Annotated in this window: 19 protein-coding genes, 1 tRNA gene and 1 pseudogene; 15 read left to right on the top strand and 6 right to left on the bottom strand. The window is 69.7% G+C overall.

The genetic code is table 11. The annotated features are described in order from the left end of the window. Window positions 1-13: 13 nt before the first annotated feature. Complete coding sequence (locus AB0B94_RS16375) at window positions 14-1,033, bottom strand: glutathione S-transferase C-terminal domain-containing protein (protein ID WP_357279303.1); 1,020 nt, start codon at window positions 1,031-1,033, stop codon at window positions 14-16. Between the two features lie 81 nt (window positions 1,034-1,114). On the opposite strand from AB0B94_RS16375, the gene AB0B94_RS16370 reads away from it, so the two are divergent. From AB0B94_RS16370 to AB0B94_RS16315, 12 genes are all read left to right on the top strand, one after another. Beyond that, window positions 1,115-1,540, top strand: coding sequence for an ester cyclase (locus AB0B94_RS16370; RefSeq protein WP_357279298.1), 426 nt, complete (start codon window positions 1,115-1,117; stop codon window positions 1,538-1,540). A 94-nt stretch (window positions 1,541-1,634) separates the two neighbouring features. Further along, window positions 1,635-2,240: an NADH-quinone oxidoreductase subunit I gene (locus tag AB0B94_RS16365; protein WP_357279294.1), complete on the top strand. Its 606-nt coding sequence runs from the start codon at window positions 1,635-1,637 to the stop codon at window positions 2,238-2,240. Window positions 2,241-2,265: 25 nt separating this feature from the next. Then, window positions 2,266-2,826 (top strand): NADH-quinone oxidoreductase subunit J, encoded by a 561-nt coding sequence (locus AB0B94_RS16360; protein WP_357279287.1) that lies wholly within the window; start codon window positions 2,266-2,268, stop codon window positions 2,824-2,826. After that, the gene (gene nuoK, locus AB0B94_RS16355; RefSeq protein ID WP_357279278.1) at window positions 2,823-3,185 is read left to right on the top strand and encodes an NADH-quinone oxidoreductase subunit NuoK; all 363 of its coding nucleotides are present in this window, start codon (window positions 2,823-2,825) and stop codon (window positions 3,183-3,185) included. Before AB0B94_RS16360 ends, nuoK begins: the two co-directional genes overlap by 4 nt. Then, entirely contained in the window at window positions 3,182-5,113 is a 1,932-nt protein-coding gene (locus AB0B94_RS16350) for an NADH-quinone oxidoreductase subunit L (RefSeq protein WP_357279273.1), read from the top strand. Before nuoK ends, AB0B94_RS16350 begins: the two co-directional genes overlap by 4 nt. A 55-nt stretch (window positions 5,114-5,168) precedes the next feature. Then, window positions 5,169-6,677, top strand: coding sequence for an NADH-quinone oxidoreductase subunit M (locus AB0B94_RS16345; protein ID WP_357279269.1), 1,509 nt, complete (start codon window positions 5,169-5,171; stop codon window positions 6,675-6,677). Next, window positions 6,674-8,161 (top strand): proton-conducting transporter membrane subunit, encoded by a 1,488-nt coding sequence (locus AB0B94_RS16340; protein WP_357279266.1) that lies wholly within the window; start codon window positions 6,674-6,676, stop codon window positions 8,159-8,161. Before AB0B94_RS16345 ends, AB0B94_RS16340 begins: the two co-directional genes overlap by 4 nt. A gap of 115 nt (window positions 8,162-8,276) precedes the next feature. Next, the gene (htpX, locus tag AB0B94_RS16335) at window positions 8,277-9,152 is read left to right on the top strand and encodes a zinc metalloprotease HtpX (protein ID WP_124858758.1); all 876 of its coding nucleotides are present in this window, start codon (window positions 8,277-8,279) and stop codon (window positions 9,150-9,152) included. A gap of 148 nt (window positions 9,153-9,300) precedes the next feature. Continuing rightward, a complete protein-coding gene (locus AB0B94_RS16330; protein ID WP_357279260.1) occupies window positions 9,301-10,560 on the top strand; it encodes an MFS transporter in 1,260 nt (419 codons plus the stop codon). Between the two features lie 212 nt (window positions 10,561-10,772). After that, window positions 10,773-11,300 carry a dihydrofolate reductase family protein gene (locus AB0B94_RS16325; protein WP_357279257.1) on the top strand — a complete coding sequence of 176 codons (528 nt, stop codon included), beginning with the start codon at window positions 10,773-10,775 and terminating at the stop codon, window positions 11,298-11,300. A gap of 26 nt (window positions 11,301-11,326) precedes the next feature. Next, window positions 11,327-11,716, top strand: a complete 390-nt coding sequence (locus AB0B94_RS16320) for a hypothetical protein (protein ID WP_357279250.1) — start codon at window positions 11,327-11,329, stop codon at window positions 11,714-11,716. A gap of 355 nt (window positions 11,717-12,071) precedes the next feature. After that, a complete protein-coding gene (locus tag AB0B94_RS16315) occupies window positions 12,072-12,824 on the top strand; it encodes a DUF1028 domain-containing protein (protein WP_357279247.1) in 753 nt (250 codons plus the stop codon). Between the two features lie 122 nt (window positions 12,825-12,946). Here the strand turns inward: AB0B94_RS16315 and AB0B94_RS16310 are convergent, their stop codons facing one another. Further along, window positions 12,947-13,441 (bottom strand): YajQ family cyclic di-GMP-binding protein, encoded by a 495-nt coding sequence (locus AB0B94_RS16310; RefSeq protein ID WP_091402478.1) that lies wholly within the window; start codon window positions 13,439-13,441, stop codon window positions 12,947-12,949. Between the two features lie 147 nt (window positions 13,442-13,588). Here AB0B94_RS16310 and AB0B94_RS16305 point away from each other — a divergent pair. From AB0B94_RS16305 to AB0B94_RS16295, 3 genes are all read left to right on the top strand, one after another. Then, window positions 13,589-13,672, top strand: a tRNA-Tyr gene (locus AB0B94_RS16305). Window positions 13,673-13,828: 156 nt separating this feature from the next. After that, window positions 13,829-14,329 (top strand): hypothetical protein, encoded by a 501-nt coding sequence (locus tag AB0B94_RS16300; RefSeq protein ID WP_357279242.1) that lies wholly within the window; start codon window positions 13,829-13,831, stop codon window positions 14,327-14,329. A 55-nt stretch (window positions 14,330-14,384) separates the two neighbouring features. Beyond that, entirely contained in the window at window positions 14,385-15,209 is an 825-nt protein-coding gene (locus tag AB0B94_RS16295; protein WP_357280043.1) for an NAD-dependent epimerase/dehydratase family protein, read from the top strand. Between the two features lie 36 nt (window positions 15,210-15,245). Here the strand turns inward: AB0B94_RS16295 and AB0B94_RS16290 are convergent. The 4 genes and pseudogenes from AB0B94_RS16290 to AB0B94_RS16275 form a co-directional block, all read right to left on the bottom strand. After that, window positions 15,246-15,451 (bottom strand): annotated as a pseudogene (locus tag AB0B94_RS16290) (IS701 family transposase); the annotation flags it as partial. A gap of 96 nt (window positions 15,452-15,547) precedes the next feature. Further along, on the bottom strand, window positions 15,548-16,462 hold the full coding sequence (locus AB0B94_RS16285) for a hypothetical protein (protein WP_357279238.1): 915 nt from the start codon (window positions 16,460-16,462) through the stop codon (window positions 15,548-15,550). Beyond that, complete coding sequence (locus tag AB0B94_RS16280; protein WP_357279233.1) at window positions 16,459-16,815, bottom strand: PadR family transcriptional regulator; 357 nt, start codon at window positions 16,813-16,815, stop codon at window positions 16,459-16,461. The genes AB0B94_RS16285 and AB0B94_RS16280 overlap by 4 nt, the downstream gene beginning before the upstream one ends. A gap of 916 nt (window positions 16,816-17,731) precedes the next feature. Beyond that, window positions 17,732-18,712 (bottom strand): hypothetical protein, encoded by a 981-nt coding sequence (locus AB0B94_RS16275; protein ID WP_357279229.1) that lies wholly within the window; start codon window positions 18,710-18,712, stop codon window positions 17,732-17,734. Window positions 18,713-20,236: the final 1,524 nt, after the last annotated feature.

Raw genomic sequence — 20,236 nt, 5'->3', positions numbered from 1 at the left:
CGCACTCGATCGGTCAGCGCAACGGGGTGTGGGCAGGGTCGACGGGTTCGACCGGGGGTGGGGGCGGGGTGCCGTCGCCGAAGGGGCGGCCACCCAGCGCTTCCCGACCGTGTGGGGTGAGCCAGTTGGACAGGTCGGGGCCGAGCGGAACGATCCCGGTCGGGTTGATGTCGCGGTGCACCTCGTAGTAGTGCCGCTTGATGTGGTCGAAGTCGATGGTGTCGCCGAACCCGGGGGTCTGGAACAGGTCCCGGGCGTACGCCCACAGCACCGGCATCTCGCTCAGCTTCTGCCTGTTGCACTTGAAGTGGCCGTGGTAGACGGGATCGAAGCGGACCAGGGTGGTGAACAGTCGCACGTCGGCCTCGGTGATGGTGTCGCCGACCAGGTAGCGCTGGTCGGTCAACCGCTCGGTGAGCCAGTCCAGCCGGTCGAACAGCTGGTGGTACGCCTTGTCGTACGCCTCCTGGCTGCCCGCGAACCCGCACCGGTAGACGCCGTTGTTGACGTCCCGGAACACCACGGCGTTGACCTCGTCGATCTGCTCCCGCAGGTGCTCGGGGTAGAGCTGCGGGGCGCCCTCGCGGTGGTACGCCCTCCACTGCGTGGACAGGTCAAGGCTCATCTGCGCGTAGTCGTTGGTCACCACCTGCCCGGTCGGCACGTCCACGATCGCCGGCACTGTGATGCCGCGCTCGTAGCCGGGGAAGCGCTTGAAGTACGCCTCCTGGATGCGCTCGATGCCGAGCACCGGGTCCCGGCCGTCCGGGTCGAGGTCGAAGGTCCAGCTCCGGGCGTCGTGGGTCGGGCCGGCCACCGCCATCGAGATGGCGTCCTCCAGGCCGAGCAACCGCCGCACGATGATCAGTCGGTTGGCCCACGGGCAGGCCCGGCTGACCGCCAACCGGTACCGGCCCGGCTCGACTGGATATCCGTCGCGCCCGTCCTCGGTGATCCGGGTGGCGATGTACCGCTGGTCGCGGGTGAACTCGCCGCCCGGCTCGACGTACTTGCCGCCTTTTTCCTCGCCCACGTCGCCCTCCCGGTCTGGTCAGTGTCTCTACCCAATCCTCGCGGATCTACGGCGCGCCGTGGTCCCGGATACCCTGCCGGGATGACGGACGTGGAGGCGGCGGCGCGACGGTTCATCGCCGATGTGTGGAATGCCCGCCAGGAGGAGTCGGCGTACGAGCTGGTCGGCGATGAGTGCCCGGGGCTGGGCGGCACCGGGCCGGAGGCGACGTTGGCCTGGCATCGTGAGCGCCGGGCGGCCTTCCCGGACCTCCGTTACAAGATCGTCGACGTGGTCGCGTCCGGTGAGCGGGTGGCGGTGCACTGGCGGGCCGCCGGCACCCACGTCGGGCAGTTCGGGCCGGTGCCGCCGACCGGGCAGGTGGTCAGCTATTCGGGTGCGACGTTCCTGCGCTTCGACGCGGCGGGCCGCATCGTCGAGGTGTGGAGCTGCAACGAGCTGTTCCAGTTGCTGCAACAGCTCGGCGTCGAGATGCTCCCACCGGTGGTCAGCGGGCCCGCTGCGTGATTCGGCTGATCCGCAGGTGACAGCGCTCCTCGGGTAAGCCCTAGGGCCGTAGACCTGTGGGTGGTGGTCGCGCGCGCTGTGGCCACAGGGCAGGATGGTCGACATGAGCGACCCCAGCGAGCGCGGTGCCACCGGCGAACGCGGCCTTCCCGGCGCGGGCCTGGTGAAGGGGCTGGCGGTCACCCTCAAGACGATGACCAGCCGTTCGACCACCCAGCAGTACCCGGACACGGCCCCCGACCTGCCGCCGCGCTCGCGCGGTGTGATCGCGCTGTCCGAGGAGAACTGCACTGTCTGCATGCTCTGCGCCCGCGAGTGTCCGGACTGGTGCATCTACATCGACTCGCACAAGGAGGAGGTGGTGGTGCCCGGCGCCGCCCGCCCCCGCCAGCGCAACGTGCTCGACAAGTTCGACATCGACTTCTCGCTCTGCATGTACTGCGGCATCTGCATCGAGGTCTGCCCGTTCGACGCGCTCTACTGGTCACCGGAGTTCGAGTACGCCGAGTACGACATCAAGGACCTGCTGCACGACAAGGACCACCTCGGTCAGTGGATGGCCACCGTTCCGCCGCCACCCGCGCACGACCCGAACGGCGAGCCGGCCAAGGAGGAGACCTCCGCCGCGCGCAAGGCCGCCGCCGCCCGTCCCGCTCCACCAGCGGTACGCCCCGACGCCGACCAGGATCCGGCGTCGTGAGCGCCCGCGCCGCAAGGGCGCCCCGGTGACCGGCGCGGATGTGCTGCTGCTCGCGCTCGGCGCGGTGGCGGTGGGCGCCGGCGTGCTGGTGGTGACCACGAAGCACCTGGTCCGGGCCGGGCTCTACCTGGTGGTGTGCCTGGGCGCGTTGGCCGGTGACTTCCTGGTGCTCAGCGCCGAGCTGGTGGCCTGGGTGCAGGTGCTGATCTACGTGGGCGCGGTGGTGGTGCTGCTGTTGTTCGCGGTGATGCTGACCAGGGCCCCGATCGGCGCCTCCGACGACCTGGACCGGCCCGGCTGGCCGGCCGCGCTGATCGGTGGCGGCGCCGGGCTGGGGCTGACCGCCCTGCTTGTCGACGCGTACCGCTGGAGCACAGTCACGCTGCCGCACGCCGGAACCGCCGAGCGGCTGGGTGAGCAGATCTTCCAATCCTGGGTGCTGCCGTTCGAGGTGCTCTCGGTGCTGCTGCTCGCCGCCCTGGTGGGCGCGATCGTGCTGTCCCGCCCGGACATCGGCCGAGCCGCCCCGCAACGCGACAGCACGGCAGACGACCTGGTCGACAGCGAGCCCGGGGGGCGCCGGTGAGGCCGGTCATCCCGTACGTCACCGCCGCGCTGCTGTTCGGCCTCGGCGTGTACGGCGTCCTGCGCCGCCGCAACGCGGTGCTGGTGCTGATGTCTGTCGAGTTGATGCTCAACGCGGTCAACCTGATCCTGGTCACCGCGGACACCACCGCCCGCGCCGTGCTCCCGCATTCGGGGCAGGTCTTCGCGCTGTTCGTCATCGTCCTCGCCGCCGCCGAGATCGGGGTGGGGTTGGCGATCGTCCTTCAGCTCTACCGGCTGCGGGCGACAGTCGCAGTGGATGACGTGGCGCTGACCGAGTCGCCGGATCCCGTCGGTGGGCGCGAGCCGGCCGTTGGAGACTCGGAGGCGGTCCGGTGACCGGGCTGATCGGGGCGCTGCTGCCCGCCGTACCGCTGGTCGCCGGGCTGCTCGGGCTGCTGCTGCCACCGGCCCCTCGGCGCGACAGCGCGACCGGCGGCGACCGGGCCCGGACTGCCGCCGTGACGCTCGGCGTCGCGGGTGCTGCCGGTGCGCTGGCGCTGGCCGTCGCGCTGCTGCTCACTGTCGACGGGCCGATGGAGACGTCGGCCACCTGGGTCGACTTCGGCGGGCTGGCGGTGACCCTCGGCGTACGGCTGGACGGGGCCGCCGCACTGGTCGCGGTGGCGGTCACCGCTGTCGCCCTGGCCGTGCAGGTCTACTCGATCGGTTACCTGCGGCGCGGTCCGCACGACGACGTCGACGTGGACCACCGCTACCCGCCCTACGCCGCCCAGATCAGCCTCTTCACCGGTGCCATGTTGCTGGTGGTGGTCGCCGGGGACCTGATCATGTTGTTGGTCGGCTGGGAGGTGATGGGCCTCTGCTCGTACCTGCTGATCGCCCACGACCGCCGACTGGCCGGCGCCCCCGCCGCGGCCATGAAGGCGTTCCTGGTGACCCGGGTCGGCGACGTGGGGTTCCTGCTCGGCATCGCGCTGCTGGGTGTGTCGACGGGCAGCTTCCGGATCGCCGACGTGCTCGCCCACGACCACCCCGGCGCGACGTTGACCGCCGCTGGCCTGCTGCTGCTCGCCGGTGTGGCGGGCAAGAGCGCGCAGTTCCCGCTGCACACCTGGCTGCCGGACGCGATGGCCGGCCCGACCCCGATCTCCGCGCTGATCCACGCGGCGACGATGGTCGCCGCCGGGGTGTACGCGGTGGCCCGGCTCTATCCGCTGTTCACCGCCGCGCCGGTGACGCTGACAGTGCTGGGGGTGCTCGGCGCGATCACGCTGCTGCTCGGCGCGCTCGCCGCCACCGCCCAGGACGACATCAAACGCGTGCTGGCCTGGTCGACGGTGTCCCAGTTGGGTTACATGACCGGCGCGCTGGCGGTCGGTTCACCGTCGGCCGCACTGTTCCACCTGCTCACCCATGCCGCTTTCAAGGCGCTGCTGTTCCTCGCCGCCGGCGCGGTGATCCATGCCGTCGGCACCACGCTGATGTCGGAGATGGGCGGGCTGCGGCGCACCATGCCTGTGACGTTCTGGTGCACCGTGGTGGGCCTGGGTGCGCTGGCCGGGGTGCCGCCGTTGGCCGGGTTCTGGAGCAAGGACGGCGTGCTGACCGTCGCCGAGTCGGCCGCGCTGGAGGGCACCGGCCCGGCCCCGTCCTGGGTGGGTTGGATCGTCTGGATCGCCGGGCTGCTCGGCGTGGCGGTCACCGCCTGGTACGCAGGTCGGCTGCTGCTGCGCGCCTTCTTCGGCGCCCCGCGTCTGCCCCTGGTCCAGCCGCACGACCCGCCGGCGGTGCTGCGCTGGCCGGTGCTGCTGCTGGCCGTGCCGGCCGCGCTGCTCGGTCTGGCCGGGTTCGTCGGGGCGTTCGCCGACCGTCTGCGGTTCCCCACCGTCCCGGTGGCGGGCTCCGAGGACGGCCTGGTCCACCTGGGGTCGGGGGTGCTGCTGCCGCTGGCGTTCCTGCTGTTCGGCGCCGCGCTGGTGCTGCTGGGCTGGCGGCGCGACAGGGCCGCCGACCCGGCGGCCGCGCTGGGTCCGCTGCGGCCGGTCTTCGCCCGCGCGTTCCGGCTCGACGACGTCCAGCACACCCTTGTGGTACGCCCGGTCCGCGCGTTGGCCCGTGCCGCGCGCACGGGTGACGAGGTGGTGGTGGACGGCGCTGTCGAGGGCAGCGGGCGAGCCGCCTCCGGTCTGGGCGCGGGGTTGGCCTTGCTGCACCGTGCGGCGCTGCCCCGGGCCGCCGCCGGTGTACTGGCCGGCGCGCTGCTGATCGGCCTGGCCGCCGCACTGCTGGGAGTCAACCGGTGAGCGCGAGGAGTGAGCCGGGTTTGCGAGCCCCGCAGTCGCGAACAGAGGCGGTCCGATGACGCTTGGGCAGGGGTTGCTGGTCGCGGTGCTGGCGGTGCCGGCGCTGGGTGCGGTGGCGGTGGCGGCGACGCCCCGGGACCGGGTGGCCCGGCTGGTCGGCACTGTCGCGGCGGCGTTGACCCTGTTGGCCGCGGTGCCGCTGGTGTTCGACCGTCGGGGTTGGGTCGTCTGGTCGGGCAACGAGCCGGCGGTGCGCCCGTGGCACCAACTGGACCTGCCCTGGGTGCCCGGCCTGGAGTTGCGCTTCCACCTCGGCGTCGACGGCATCTCCTGGCCGTTGGTGGTGTTGACCGCGCTGCTCACGTTGCTCTGCTGCGCGTACACGATGTGGCGGGTTCCGGACGGCGGCAGCGGGCGGGCGCTCGTCGCGCTGCTGTTGGTGGTCGAGGTGGGCATCCTGGGCACCTTCCTCGCCCTGGACCTGGTGTTGTTCTTCCTCTTCTTCGAGGTCGTCCTGCTGCCGATGTACGCGATCATCGCCGGCTGGGGTGGCGCGGAGCGGCGTCGGGCGGCCCGGAAGTTCGCGCTCTACACGCTGTTCGGTTCGGTGTTGCTGCTGGTCGGTGTGTACGTGGTGGTCGCCGCCGCCGGCACCGCCGACCTGGTGACACTGACCGGTGGCGCGGGGATGTCCCGGGGCACCCAGTTGGCAGCGTTCACACTGCTCGCGTTGGCGTTCGCTGTGAAGAGCCCGCTGTGGCCGTTGCACTCCTGGCTGCCCGACGCGCACACCCAGGCACCCACTGTGGGCAGTGTCGTGTTGGCCGGTGTGCTGCTCAAGATGGGCACGTACGGCCTGATAAGGGTCGCGGTGGGGGTGGCGCCGGAGGGCGCCCGTTGGGCGGCGCCGGTGCTCGGCGTGCTCGCCGTCGCCGCGATCCTGATCGGATCGCTGGTCTGCCTGGCCCAGTCGGACGTGAAGCGGCTCATCGCGTACTCAAGCGTGGGGCACATGGGCTTCGTGCTGCTGGGCGTCGCCACGCTGACCGCCACCGGCATCCAGGCGGCGTTGATCGGCAACATCGCGCACGGGGTGATCACCGGCCTGCTGTTCTTCCTGGCCGGGGCGGTGAAGGACCGTACCGGCACTGGCACCCTCGCCGAGCTGTCCGGGTTGCGGGAGACCTCGCCCCGGTTGGCGGGTCTGCTCGCGTTCGCGGCGATCGCGTCGCTGGGCCTGCCCGGGCTGGCCGGCTTCTGGGGCGAGGCGTTCGCGGTGATCGCCGCAGTGCAGGTGGGCGGTCCGCTCTGGACCACCCTCGGGGTGCTCGCGGCGGTCGGTGGGGCGCTCACCGCCGCGTACTTCCTGCGGTTGTTGCGCCAGGTCACCCACAACCGGCCGAGCCCCGCCGTCGGTCGGGTCGGCCCCGGCCTGGCCGGTGCGGAGTTGACCGCCTGGGTGCCGCTGGTGTTGCTCGCGTTGGCCATCGGGCTGGCGCCGACGCTGGTCCTCGGCGTCGCCGAGGCCCCCGTCGACGCCCTGATCGGGGTGGTCAAACCATGAACGTCGTGCAGAGCGTGGACAGCGTCGCGCTGCTGCCGGCCTATCTGGCCGCCGGCACGGCCGTGCTCGTGCTCATCACCGACCTGCTCGTGGCCCGGCCACGGGCCACCATCGCCGTGGCCGCGCTCGGCGCACTCGGCACCGCCGTCGGCTGCGCGCTGGTCGGGTTGAGTGCTGAGCGGCGGACGTTCTGTGTGGGCGCCGACTGTTCCTGGATCTTCGGCGGTCGGGCGGCGGTGGTCGGCGTGGTGGTCGCGCTGCTCACGCTGGGCGTGCTCGGGCTGTCGGTGCCCGCGCTGCGGGCCGGACGGTCACCGGCCGGGGAGTACGCCTTCCTGTTGGCGTGCTCGATGACCGGCGGCGTGGTGCTCGGCGCGGCCGGCGACCTGATCACGCTGATCGTCGCGCTGGAGACGCTGACCCTGCCGCTGTACGTGCTGGTAGGCCTGCGCCGGGGGAGCCTCGCGAGCGCCGAGGCGGCGGTGACCTTCTTCGTGGTCAGCGTGGTGGCGACCACGCTGACCCTGCTCGGCGCGGCGCTGCTGTACGCGGTGACCGGTGGGCTGCACCTGGACCGGCTCGGCGCGTTGCTCGCCGAGCAGCCAGAGCTGCGGGACCTGCCGTTGACCACAGCCGCGGTGGCGGTGCTGCTGGTCGGCCTGGCCTTCAAGGTGGCGGCGGTGCCGTTCCACGCCTGGGCGCCGGCCACCTACGACGGCGCGCCGCTGCCGGTGGCCGCGTACCTGTCCACCGCGTCGAAGCTGGGCGGCCTGGTCGCCCTGCTCGCCGTTGTGCAACGGGCGCTGCCGGCGGACCAGACCGGTCCGGTGCTGGCTCTGCTCGCCGTGCTCACCATGACCGTCGGCAACCTGGTCGCCCTGCGTCAGCGGCGGACCGTCCGGCTGCTCGCCTGGTCGTCAGTCGCGCAGGCCGGGTACATTCTCGCCCCGTTGGGAGCGTTGGCGTTGGCCGCCGGACGCACTGACGAGGCACTGTCCGCCGCGTACGCGGCCGCCCTGGCGTACGCCGTGTTCTTCGTGGTGTTGGAGCTGGCCGCGTTCGCCGGAGTGACAGCGCTGCGGCCGGCCGGTGCGGACGGCGGCACGCTGGACGACCTGCGCGGGGCAGCCCGGCGGCACCCGTGGCGGGCCGCGGCGTTCGGTCTCGCGCTGGTGGGCCTGGCTGGTCTGCCGCCGGGGCTGGCCGGCCTGTTCGCGAAGGTGACGGTGGTCCGGGCGCTGCTGGACGGTGGCGCGGCCTGGCTGGCGTTGGTGGTGGCGGTGAACGCCGTGATCGGGCTCGCCTACTACCTGCGGGTGACCGCCGCGCTGTGGGCGCCGACGCCCCGCGCCGCCGCGAGTGGCGGCGGCGCTGCGGCCGTACCCCTGGTGGGTGTGGTGGCGGTGGTGCTCGCGGTGGCGACGGTCGCCGCCGTGGTGCTCGGCGTCGCCCCGCAGTTGGTGCTCGACCTGGCCGCCCGCTGACCCCACCTGGGCTTCGGTCTCAGTCAACTCTCAGCGTTGAGACGGATGGTTGGTGGGTACCGGGTTGTTACACCGGTCAGCGGATCCCGGCGATCCGTGCACCGAAGGAGACATCGTGCACCACAACCGTCTGAAGACCGCAGCGCTGCTTGGCCTGCTCAGCGCCCTGATCCTGGCGGTGGGCTATTGGTTCGGCGGCAGCGGCGGCCTGGTCATCGCCGTCGTCGTGTCTCTGGTCATGAACGGCGTCACCTACTTCTACTCCGACAAGCTCGCACTGCGCTCGATGGGGGCGCAACCGGTCACCGAGGCACAGTTCCCCGAGCTGTACCGGATGGTCCGGGAGTTGGCCACCGACGCCCGGCAGCCGATGCCGCGGCTCTACGTCAGCCCCACCGCGCAGCCCAACGCGTTCGCCACCGGCCGTAACCCGCAGCACGCTGCGGTCTGCGTGACCCAGGGCATCACCGAGATCCTCGACTACCGTGAGCTGCGCGGCGTGATCGGGCACGAACTGTCCCACGTCTACAACCGGGACATCCTGATCTCCAGCGTGGCGGCCGGCCTGGCCAGCATCATCACCCTGCTGGCGAACCTCGCCTTCTTCATCCCGCTGGGCGGCGGGGACGACGAGGACCGACCCAACCCGGCTGTGCTGCTGCTCACCCTGATCCTGGGCCCGATCGCGGCCACTGTGATCCAGTTGGCGATCAGCCGGAGCCGCGAGTTCCAGGCGGACGCCTCCGGCGCCGAGCTGAGCCGCGACCCGCTGGCCCTGGCCAGCGCGCTCCGCAAGATCGACGCGGTGGCCCGACGTCGGCCGTTGCCGGCCCAGGGCCAGCTCACCAGCACCGCCCACCTCATGATCGCCAACCCGTTCCGGGGCGGCGGCATGGCGGCGCTCTTCTCCACCCACCCGAAGATGGAGGACCGCGTCGCCCGGCTGGAGCAGATGGCCCGCAACTCGGGGCCGGTGCAGTTCCAGCGCTGACCCGCTGATCCACCGCCTCCGCCCGTACCCGGTCCCGTGCCGGGTACGGGCGGATCGCTGTGTCGGAGACTATTCCGCTGTCCTGCTGTCAGGCAGCGGCGTTAGGGTCATAACGGCTCACGCTCGTTACATCCTCGGGAGGTTCACGGTGACCGCGCTGCGTCAGTACCTGGGTGTCTGGCGGATCCCCGGCGCGCCCATGCTGCTGATCACCGGCATCATCGGGCGGCTCGGAATCGGCATGACCCCGCTGGCGCTGCTCCTGGTCGTCGAGCAGGTGACCGGGCGCTACTCGCTGGCCGCCATCGCCGGCGGCATCTACGCCCTCGCCGGGGCCGCGCTCAGCCCGGTGGCCGGACGGATCGCCGACCGGATCGGCCCCAGCCCCGTCCTGCTGCTCACCGCCGTGGCCCACCCGCTGGCGCTCATCGGGCTGCTGCTGGCCAGCCGCTCCGGCGACGACGCGCTCCCCGTCATCTACCTGACCGCAGGCGTGGCCGGTGCCACCTACCCGCCGCTCAGCGCCGCCATCCGAGGCGCCTGGAACGACCTGACCGGCCCCAACTCCGGCAGATACCACCTCCGCAACACCGCGCTCGCCGCCGAGACCACGCTGTTCGAAATCGTCTTCGTCCTCGGCCCACTGCTCGTCGCCGGCTTCGTCCTCGTCGCCGACGCGGCAGCCGCGCTGATCGGCGCGGCAGTGGTCACCCTGGTCGGCACCACCGCCGTGGCCCTCGGCCGGGTCATGCGCGGCTGGCGTCCGCACCCACAGGAACACCACGCCCGTGGGCTCGGCCCACTGCGGGTCCCCGGCTTCCCGGCCCTGCTGATCTGCGTCGCCGGCCTGGGCATCGCATTCGGGGCCGCCGGTGTGATCGTGCCGGCGTTCGCCAGCGACCACTCCACCGGCGACCCGGAGAGCCTCGCCGGCGTCCTGCTCGCGGTCTGGGGAGTCGGCAGCGCCCTTGGTGGGCTCTGGTTCGGCGTCCGCAAGCCAGCACCGAACATGACCCGGCAGTTCGCCCTGCTGCTCGCCGCGCTGGCCGCCACCTTCGCCGTGTTCGCGGTGATGCCCACCCCGCTCGCGCTGGGTGTCGCGCTGGTCGCCGGTGGGGCCACCATCGCGCCCGCGCTGACCCTGGAGAACACCCTGGTCGGCCGGATCGCCCCCACCGGCATGTTGAACGAGGCGTACACCTGGGTGGTCACCGTCGCGGTGGCGGCGAGCGCCGCCGGCGGCTCGCTGGCCGGCGTGATCGTGGACCACGCCGGCGGTGTCCGCTGGGCGTTCCTGTTCGCCGGGGCGGCGGTCGCCATCGGGGCCGCGGTCGCCGCACTACCCGCCGGGCCCATCGCCCGCGCGGAAACCGCAGCGGTACGCGCCGAACAGCCCGTCCCCGTCTGACCTGCTCGCTTCTGCCTGTCTTCAGTGCGGCTCCCGGTCGGCTTGACCCACCCGGCGGCCGTGCGCGCTTAACCCACCCGGCCGTGCCGCTTGACCCACCCGGCGGGGCCGTGCGTGCTTGATCCACTCGGGTTCCTGGAAGTCGGGGTGTTCCTACGCGGCGGACACCCCGATTTTCAGGAACCCGGGTTCTGCCCGCCTACCCTGGGCTCATGGCCAAACTTCTATATTCAGCGACGGCGTCGCTCGACGGCTACATCGCCGGCCCCGGCGGCGACATGTCGTGGCTGAGCGACCACCTGGGCGGCGAAAACCCGACGGCGGAGCGCCTGCTCAACAACGTCGGCGCGATCCTGGCCGGCAACGGCACATTCGGCGGCGACGATCCCAACCGTGGCACCGACAGCGAAGGCGCGTTCGGCGGCCAGTACCACGGGCCGGTGTTCGTCCTCACCCACCGGCCACCGGCCGGGCCACCCGCGGACGTCACGTTCGTCGGTGACCTGCACACCGCCGTCGCCCAGGCCAAGGAGGCCGCCGGGGACCGGCACGTCAACATCCTCGGTGCCAACGTCGCCAAGCAGTGCATCGAGGCCGGGCTGCTCGACGAGGTCCTCATGTTCTTCGCCCCGGTGCTGCTCGGCGACGGGGTGCGCATGTTCGACCACCCCGGCGGCACCACAGTGCGGCTCAAGTCGCTGCCCGGCGAGACCGAGCACTGGTACCGCGTCGTCTACTGAGCCCGCGTACGGATGGGGTGAGCCACATGGAACAGGTCGACGACCCGGATCGAGCCTTCAGCCTGCGCATGACCACCCGGCAGTGGCGCCACCTGGATGGCGCGGTCGACAGCGAGGTCAGCGTTGCGGCGGAGAGCGGCGATCCTCACCAGGTCGTGCAGCCAGGGTCAGGCATCCGGGAAGCAGGATGGGACCAGATCGCGCACTGGACCCCCGGCGTCGCCGGCTCGGGGAACTGGCCGACCGACGACGAGGAAGTCGCCGTCAAGCTGTCGCGCAGACAGTGGGAGCTGGCTGCCCAGTGCGCCGCGCACTGGGCCGCTGTCGCCAGCAGCGTGGGCCACGACCAGGAGGCCGCCGTGCTGCGCTCTGTCCACGCACTCGTGGTCGACGGACTCCGTGCGGAACCAGCCTGACCAGCGGGCGAGCCGACGCACAGGGCGACGACCACCGCGTCGACGGTGACCTCGACCGGGCCGCGCCTCCTCGGTCTGGCGGTTGTCCCGGTTCGCTTGTCAGGCGGCCGACGCCGGCCCGGGCGGTTGATGCTGGCCCGGGCGGTTGATGCTGGCCCGGGCGGTTGATGCCGGCTCGGGCGGTGAGGTCGACTCGGATGGTTGATGCCGGTCTGAGGGAAGGCGCCGGCCCGAGCGGATGACGTCGGCTCGGGTGAGTCGACGCTGGCGAGCGGATGGCGCGCAAGGGGAGGTCCCGCGACGGCAACCAGGCGGCCTCCGGGCATGCCGGGAGTAGGCACGGGTACCTCCAGGCGTGACCTTCTCGATCGCCGCACGGTGCCGGCGTACCGGCCAGCTGGGGGTGGGAGCCCTGACAGCCAGACCTGCGGTCGGCAAGCTCGTCGCCCACGTCCAGTCGGGCGGCGGTGCGGTAGCGACCCAGGCCACCCCCAATCCGTTTCTGGCCTATCACGGCCTGCCGTTGCTCGACCAGGGCCGCTCGCCGCAGGAGGTCCTGACCGAGTTGCTGACCCACGACCCGGGCCGGGAGGTGCGGCAGGTCGGCATGGTCGATCGCCACGGCCGCTCGTACGCCTTCACCGGTTGCCGCACCAAGGGCTGGGCGGGACACCGCACCGGGCCGGGTTACGCCGTGCAGGGCAACCGCCTGGTAGGCCCGCAGACCCTCACGGAGATCATCCGAGTGTTCGAGGAGAGAGCGGAACTCGACCTGGCGGAGCGGCTCGTCCTGGCCATCGGGGCCGGCGAGGAGGCCGGCGGTGACAGGCACGGCGCGCGTTCGGCGACCGTCGTGGTGACCGGGGATCAGCCGTACCCGCTCTGGGACGTGCGAGTCGACGACGCCGAGCATCCGGCGCGGGAGCTGCACCGGCTGCACGGCGTCTTTCGGGAAGAGGTGCTGCCGACCATCTGCGGGCTGCCTACCCGCGACGATCCCATGGGCGAAGCCGCCCGGCAGGCGCTCGGGGCGCAGATGGTGGGCAGGACACCGGCAAACGCCGTCCACCAGCAGGCAGCAACGCCGGGAACCGACGAAGCCCTGTGAGGAGGCGTCCGATGCATCCGGCGGTCCCCGGTCTCGCCACACCCAGCCAGGCCCCGCGCTGCCTGACTTCGATGTCGGGAAGCCCCGGCTGGTCGGCGGCGGCTTGAGCGGCGGTCGCCGTCCTACCTGTAGTTGTTGAACTGGAGGGCGACTCCGAAGTCCTCGCCCTTGAGCAGCGAGATGACGGCCTGCAGGTCGTCGCGCTTCTTGCCGGTCACGCGCAGTTGGTCGCCCTGGATCTGCGCCTGCACGCCCTTGGGGCCCTCTTCGCGGATCTTCTTGCTGATCGCCTTGGCCTTGTCCGTCTCGATGCCCTGGATCACCTTGCAGTCGATCTTGAAGATCTTGCCCGACGGGCGCGGCTCCCCAGCATCCAGCGACTTCAGCGAGATGTTCCGCTTGACGAGCTTCTCCTTGAACACGTCCAGGGCGGCGCGGACGCGCTCCTCGGTCTCCGCCTGAAGACCGATCGCCTCCTCGCCAGACCAGGAGATCTCAGCGCCGGTGCCGCGGAAGTCGAACCGCGTCGCAAGCTCCTTCTCCGCCTGCCGAAGGGCGTTGTCGACCTCCTGACGGTCAACCTTGCTCACGATGTCGAACGACGGGTTCGCTGCCATGTTTCTGCTCCTGCTGTCCGGCGGTCTGGGCCTGCCGTCGGCCGCCGACCAGCGGCACGACCCCCTGACCGTACCCGGTTGCGTAGGTGCCGGGGGGAGCCGCTATCCTTGCTTCCGCCGCCGCGTTACGACGCGGTGGGGTGCCCTGGCGGGTTGCCCGAGCGGCCAATGGGAGCGGACTGTAAATCCGTCGCGAAAGCTTCAGAGGTTCGAATCCTCTACCCGCCACCAGGTGCACAGAAGAGGCCCCTGACCAGCGAGAACGCTGGTCAGGGGCCTCTTCTGTGAGTCTCACTCAGTCCCGCTCTAGCCCGCTCGATCTCGCTGGCTGTGTCGTATACGTGTCGCGGGCCGATCATGCTGGAACTCGTAGGACAGCATGGCTGGATGGCATGGGAGTGGCTGGCACCGGTTGGAGCAGTGGGCGGAGCGGCGGTTGGCGCGATGGCAGCGGTCGTAAGCGCCAGGGTGACGGCGCGAAGCGACGTCCAAGCCCAAGAGATGCAACTGAAGATCCTTGAGACGCAGATTGCGGCCCAAGATAGACGGGACCTCTTCACGGCGAAGCGCGAGGCTTATTCGAGATTCCTGGCCGAAGCTCAGTCGCTGTTTGATGCCGCCATTGAAGCTAGTCCAGTAGGAGAGGTTGCGGACGAGGAGCGTGCACGTCAGCTAGAACTGCTCAATAGTTGCGCAGCCCGGCTGGGTGCGCTCGCAGGCGAACTAGCGGTTCTAGGCGGTCCCGAGATGTTCGGGCTGGCCTCGGAGTACATTGCCGCCGCCTATCAGTGCTCGCAAGAGCAGACGGACTCTGGTGATCTTGCGGGGGCGCGAGCTCGAGTCACACGCGCGTTGCACAAGAACATGACCCCCGACCTAAGCGACTGAGAGCGTCGCTGCTGGTCCCCAATGCCGCTTCGACCCGGCGGCGGGCGGCTTCCTCCTGGCCGTAGACGCACTTCGCCTGGGATTTCTCGGCCGCGCCGTAGCCCGCGACCTGCTTGCCGCCGGGGACCGGGTCACGGTCATGACCCAGGGTCGCGGTGACCGAACCGCACCGCCCGGCGTCGAGCTGGTCACGGGGGACATCCGGGACCGTGCGCGGGTCTTCGAGATCGCCCAGGAGGGCGGGTACGACGGAGTCGTACACCTTGCGGCGTTGACCAGCGGCCGGAACTCGTTTGCTGACCCGATGGGTTACTTCGACGTCAACGCAACCGGCACCCTGAACCTGCTCATGGCCCTAGACGCCGCACGGACGAGCACCCCGCCGGCCTCTCTGGTCTTCGCCTCCACCAACATCGTCTACGGGTCGCAGAACCACGGCGCACTGTCCGAAGACCTCGACCCGCACCCCGAGAGCCCGTACGCGGCCTCGAAAGTCGCGGCTGAGCACATGGTCGCGGCGTGCGCGGCGACCGGAGCAATCGGCGCGGTCATCCTCCGGCCCTTCAACATCGCTGGGGCCGTTGACGGCGTCACCGACACCGACCGCACACGGATCATCCCGAACGTCTTCCGCGCGATCACCGGAGAACTTGACCACGTCACCCTTAACGGCGACGGGGCGGCGGTGCGGGACTTCGTGCACGTGGCCGATATCGCCACCGCAGTGCGGCTTGCCCTAATACTGCAACGGCAGTTGGTTAGGGGTAGCCGTGTCGTCGGTAGTGGCAGGTTCGGGTTTGGTGTTGGCGTCGTCGGCGCCAGTGGGACCAGGCCCAGACGTGCTCGGGTGGGTGGGTTGATCGCACTGCGAGTGCGGTGAGCAGTCTTCGGATCTCCGGTACGGTGTAGTCGATCATCATGTCGCCGCCGACGTTGGTTCCCCTTTTGTAGCAAGGGGTCGGGCGACGGGTAGCCAGGCGTGGGCGGCTATGGACAGGGTGATGTGGGCGTACCAGGCTCGCCAGTCGCGGACCTGGTATTCGTCGAGACCAGCTTCGTTCTTGGCCTGCTGGACACATTTCTCTATCGCCACCGAGCCCCGGCGATCCGGACGAGGTCCGTCTTGTCGGCCAACTTCGGCCGAGCCCAGCTTGCGATCTGGATGAGCAGTCGCGCGCGGCCGGCTAGCCACGAGAGGTGGCGGAGAAGTTTGCGTATCTACATGCGGGCTTGGCGGCGGCCTGCGATCGTGGCGGCCGCAAGCGTGATGACCGTGATCGCGGTGAGGATAAGGATTGCGCTGAGGGAGGTTTCTAGCGGCCATCCCGCTCGTCTGGAGCAGAGCAGATCGGTGACTTGAGCCAGGGCTGGCGCCAGGAGAATCGTCGAGGCGACGATGGGTATCCGGGCATCGATCGGCGCGGCGATGACGGCCAGTGCGGCGAGCGCGCACAGGGACACCAGAGGCGCGTCCCACCAGCCGTTGATCGGGCTCGGCGCCAGAGCGACGGCTGCTACCCCGAGGACGGGCCAGGTCCACGGTCGGATCACGGGCGTTCGGGGTGCGCGGATCAGTCGCAGCAATGCCAGCGAAGCCAGCAGCGCTGCCCAAAACTGGGGAACCATCGCATCTTGGAGGTCGTAGACCGATGAGATCCAGAACGATAGGCCCCACCCATTCGACGTCCAATGTTGGGCGGCCACGGTCAAGATCGCCGCCGCGCATGCCAGCCGGTAACCACCCAGAGCCGCGGCGAAGAGCGCGATCGTCAACAGCACCGGAATGACGACGAACCACCATGACCCCGGGTTATAAGGGCCTTCCGACAGCGTCGTCAACAGGAACGAGACCAGACCCCCGGACCAGAACGTCAAGGCGTACACAAGCAGGGACAGCGCGGACAGCCGCAGCGCGGAGTAACCCAGCGCCGATCGCGAGCCGATCTGATTGATGCCGGTGCGGGCTCGCAGCCCTCCGACTACGAGCGCCGCCGCTTCTCGAAGGTCCAGCCGCTGCCGCTCGTCATCGGCTGTGGCGAGCAGGGTTTCCAGCATCTCGTCGGCTCGATACTGCCGGTAGGCACGGGGGTAGGCCCGCAGTAGCCATCGGTAACGGCGCTCTATCTCGGTCATGCCGGCACTCCCCAAGCCGCCGCAGGCGTCGAACGGATGGAACGATCACGAACGATGCTCGCCGCCGCAGCCATCCGTTCCGCTTCCGCACGCAGCGCGGACATACCTCGCTGGGTCAGCGCATAGGTACGGCGGGCACGGCCGTTGACCACCGCTTCCTCGGCCACCCGTACCGCTCCTTCCCCGGTCAGCCGGTCCAAAGCGGCGTAGAGGGTGCCCGTCGTGAGGCGCACCCGCCCGTCGGACAGCTCCTGCGCCCGCTTGACGATCGCGTAGCCGTGTAGGGGCTCGTCCTGCAAGGCGGCCAAGATGAAGTAGGTAGGTTCGCGCATCGACGCGAAGGGTCGGGTCATGCCGTCGACATAAGCAGATGATCGACGCATAGTCAAGATCGCGGCGGGGCGGAGCACTTGTTCAGCTTGGTCTGCTGCTCGTCGTCGCGGGCTGGTGGATCTTGTTGGAGTAGAGGTCAAAGCGGCACCGCCCATCTTCGACCCGTGGCCGGAGGGGCTACCGCCGGAGAGTCTGCATCTGCCTGGGAAATGACCTTTGTGTCACATGCGCGTCGTCGAGGGCATGGTTAAGGGTGAAACCCCAGGTCAGCGGGCTTTTGATTGGCGCTCTGTAAATCCGTCGCGAAAGCTTCAGAGGTTCGAATCCTCTACCCGCCACCAGGTGCAGAAAAAGGTCCTTGACCAGCGTGAACGCCGGTCAAGGGCCTTTTTCGTGAGTCTCGCTCAGTCTCGCTCTAGCCCGCTTGATCTCGCTGGCTGTGTCGTATGCGTGTCGCCGCTGGGCGGCTAGAGAAGCAGGCGCAAAAGGCTCGTCACGGCTCCGATCACCATCGCAAGTCCGGTGAGGGTGCCCGGTAGCGCCTTCGCCCATTCGGGTGGGTGACTGCACCGGTTCTTGCGCTGACGACGCTGCGCGTTGCTTCGTGTCAGCGGGCTTGCTAGCTTCGGCACGCGGCCTCCTTGCTCTTATGGCCTCAGCAGGGCATTTCGAAGCAGAGAGCCGAAGCGGCATCCGGGGTCCAGCCGGGTGCCGCTTTTCGTGCCATCTAGGCGACTCTCTGCTTGCTGCGCTCGATTTCAGCGCGTCGGCAGCGGTGAGGCAAGTGCGGAGAGTGCTGAAAACTGAGGTTTACAGCTACGGAACGTAGCGAACAGGGTTGTCCGTTCTGGGTGCTTTTCCAGGCCGGTGAACATAGAGCACACATCACACATGATGTGTAAGGCGGGTCCGTGGCGCGTCACACCTGATGTCTTTCTAGGGGTCGCATAACTCCTTGTGGCTAAGAGTGACCTCGGCCACATTTTGATCGATTGTTTTCCCGGCTAGCGCCGCCTCGATTCGGCGACGAGCGGCTTCCTCCTGGCCGTAAACGCACTTTGCGTAGACCCGCATGAGGACGTGCACGCTGTGCCCGGCCCACTCGGCGACGTGAGTAGCCGGCACCCCGGCATTGAGCCATAGCGACACAGCGGCGTGCCGCAGGTCGTACGGCCGGCGAGCCAGCGGGGAGCGTTGCTGTGCCGACGTGAGCACCTTTCCCCGCGCGTCGCGCCACGCCTTTCCGTAGGTGTTGTTCGGAATTGGCTGGCCGGCGGTAGGCACGTACCGCCCGCCGGGGCCGCGCCGGGTGACAAACAGCTTGCCGTTTGATCCCCCTTTGACGTGGTGGTCGAGCAGCCGCACGAGCAGCGGCGGCACCGGCACATCCCGAGTGGCCCTCTTCGCTCGGTGCTTCAACCCCCGGTCCTCGGCCGTGTCGTCCCCGTCGCCCCAGTCCCGGCCCACGGCCACCGTCGAGCCGGTCAGATGCAGCACGCCCCACCCCCCACGCTGGGCGGGCCGCTCGTACTCGTCTTCGCGTAGGTGAAGCACCTCTTCGGGGCGTAGGGCGGCGTAGTACATGCATCCGAAGAACGCTTCCAACTCCGGCACCGTTCGGCCGACCTCAGCGAGCCGTGCCCGCGCCTGATCCGGGTTGACCACCGCTCCCCGGTCGATCTCATCGGCCGTCTTTGGGGCGGTCCAGCTCACCAGGAACATCGGGTGCGTGTCGAGTAGTCGCAGCTCAACGGCGTACTTGAGAGCGCCGGAGAAGACTGCCCGCTTACGGACGATCGTGCTTGCCGAGGCGGGGGCACCATCCATCCGCAGGGCGAGCGTGTCGAGCGCCTCGCGCACCAAGGCAGCGTTTGCAAGCGCCGTCAGATCGACGGTGTTGGCCTTGAGCCAGCGCACGGCTGCGGCTAGATGGGCGGGCGGGGTCGCCCGCGTCGCGGCGGGCCTTGTTGAACACCCACCCGTAGAGCGCGGCGCGTAGCGCCTTGTCGCTGGGCACGCCCCGGTCGGTCGATAGCAGAGCCGGGGTGACGGTGGCCAGCGTCTCGGCGATGCCCTTGCGATGCTTCGCCGACGCGCGGGGCCACTTCATGTCGACGTAGGCCACCGCGTGCTCGTACCACGAACGGGCAGTGAGAGCGCGGGCCATGGGCTCGGGCAGACCGCTGGCCTTGTCGAACGCGACGCCTCTTGCTGAGACACCACCAGCTTTGATCGGAAGCTCTCGGCCAGGGCGTGGGTGGCGAACGTCTTGCGGAAGGGCTCGCCCGCCACCTTCCAGCGGACCACGTATGAGTAGCCCTTGGTGAGTTGGTTGCCCACGAACGGCACCGTTGTTCGATGGCGCACCGACGGGCGGTCTCCACTCGCGAGTCCCTTGTCGACACCGGACGCTGTGCTGGCTGACCGGCGCCGTCACGTCGTCCGCCCGGTGGTACCGGGAGTTTCGAGCGATTTCAGGCCGCGGCTCAGGCGGTCGGCCAGGCCCCGCCGCTGGTATCGGTTCGGGTCGGCTCCGCCAAGCTCCCGGTGAGGCTGGGCCGTTCCGCGGAGCTGACCGAGTCGGTCTACCCGGCCTCTCGTACGTCAACGAGGTTGCCCGCGGCGGCCACTTCGCGGCTGTGGCGGCCACTTCGCGGCCTGGGAGGAGACGTGTGGAGCTCGCCGATCGGTCGCGAAGGCTACAGAGTCTCGAACCGTCCGTCTCCGGGGGTGATAATCGAGGGACTCCGATCCTATGGATCCGAGAGGATTGTTGTGTTCAACTGGTCACCGGTTGCGAACCCGACCAACCGGCGCCCGTGGTCCTGGGGAGTTTCGGTGGTCGGGAAGGTCCGGTGCCGCCCATACCTGCCGGCTTTGCGTTCGCGGCGGGCTTTGCGACTGGAAGCGGCTTCCATGACGTAGATCCAAATTGTGGCTATAACTTGAACACGCATCATCTGCGCGTCTCCCGAGACCAGCCAACGACCTTGCAGGGCTTCCGTCGTTGAAGCGTTCGGGCCGACTGGACGGGCCTGCGCTGCTCAGCCGTCCGACCGCTTTGCGGGCTGCCTCGTGTGTGGCACCATCGTGGAATCTTGCCTTCCCGACACCCCTGCCATGAGGAGCACACGATGTCTGGTCAAAGGCTGGCCCGGCGGGTCGGCATGGTGTTCGCAGCACTGGCTTTCGTTGTGATGGCAGGCGGGGCTTCCGGAAGTTTCGGGGAGTTCCAGGCCTTTGACTATGTCTGGACGGCGCCGCAGCGCTAGCCGAGGCTGGTGACACCACTGTCGTATCGGACGGTGTCGTCAGCTTCGTTTCCGGCCGTGCGTCCTTCGCAGCAGTGACCGGTAAGGAGTGGGATGGCTGGCCGCCGGTCCGCGTCGGGTGGCTCGGGGTCTCCTCGGCGCCCGGCGCAGTACGCATGGTTCATCACCG

Origin of the sequence: Micromonospora sp. NPDC048986 (assembly GCF_040649335.1) — a bacterium.
Taxonomy (GTDB): Bacteria; Actinomycetota; Actinomycetes; order Mycobacteriales; family Micromonosporaceae; genus Micromonospora; species Micromonospora alfalfae.
This window is presented reverse-complemented; position numbering and strand designations above follow the sequence as displayed.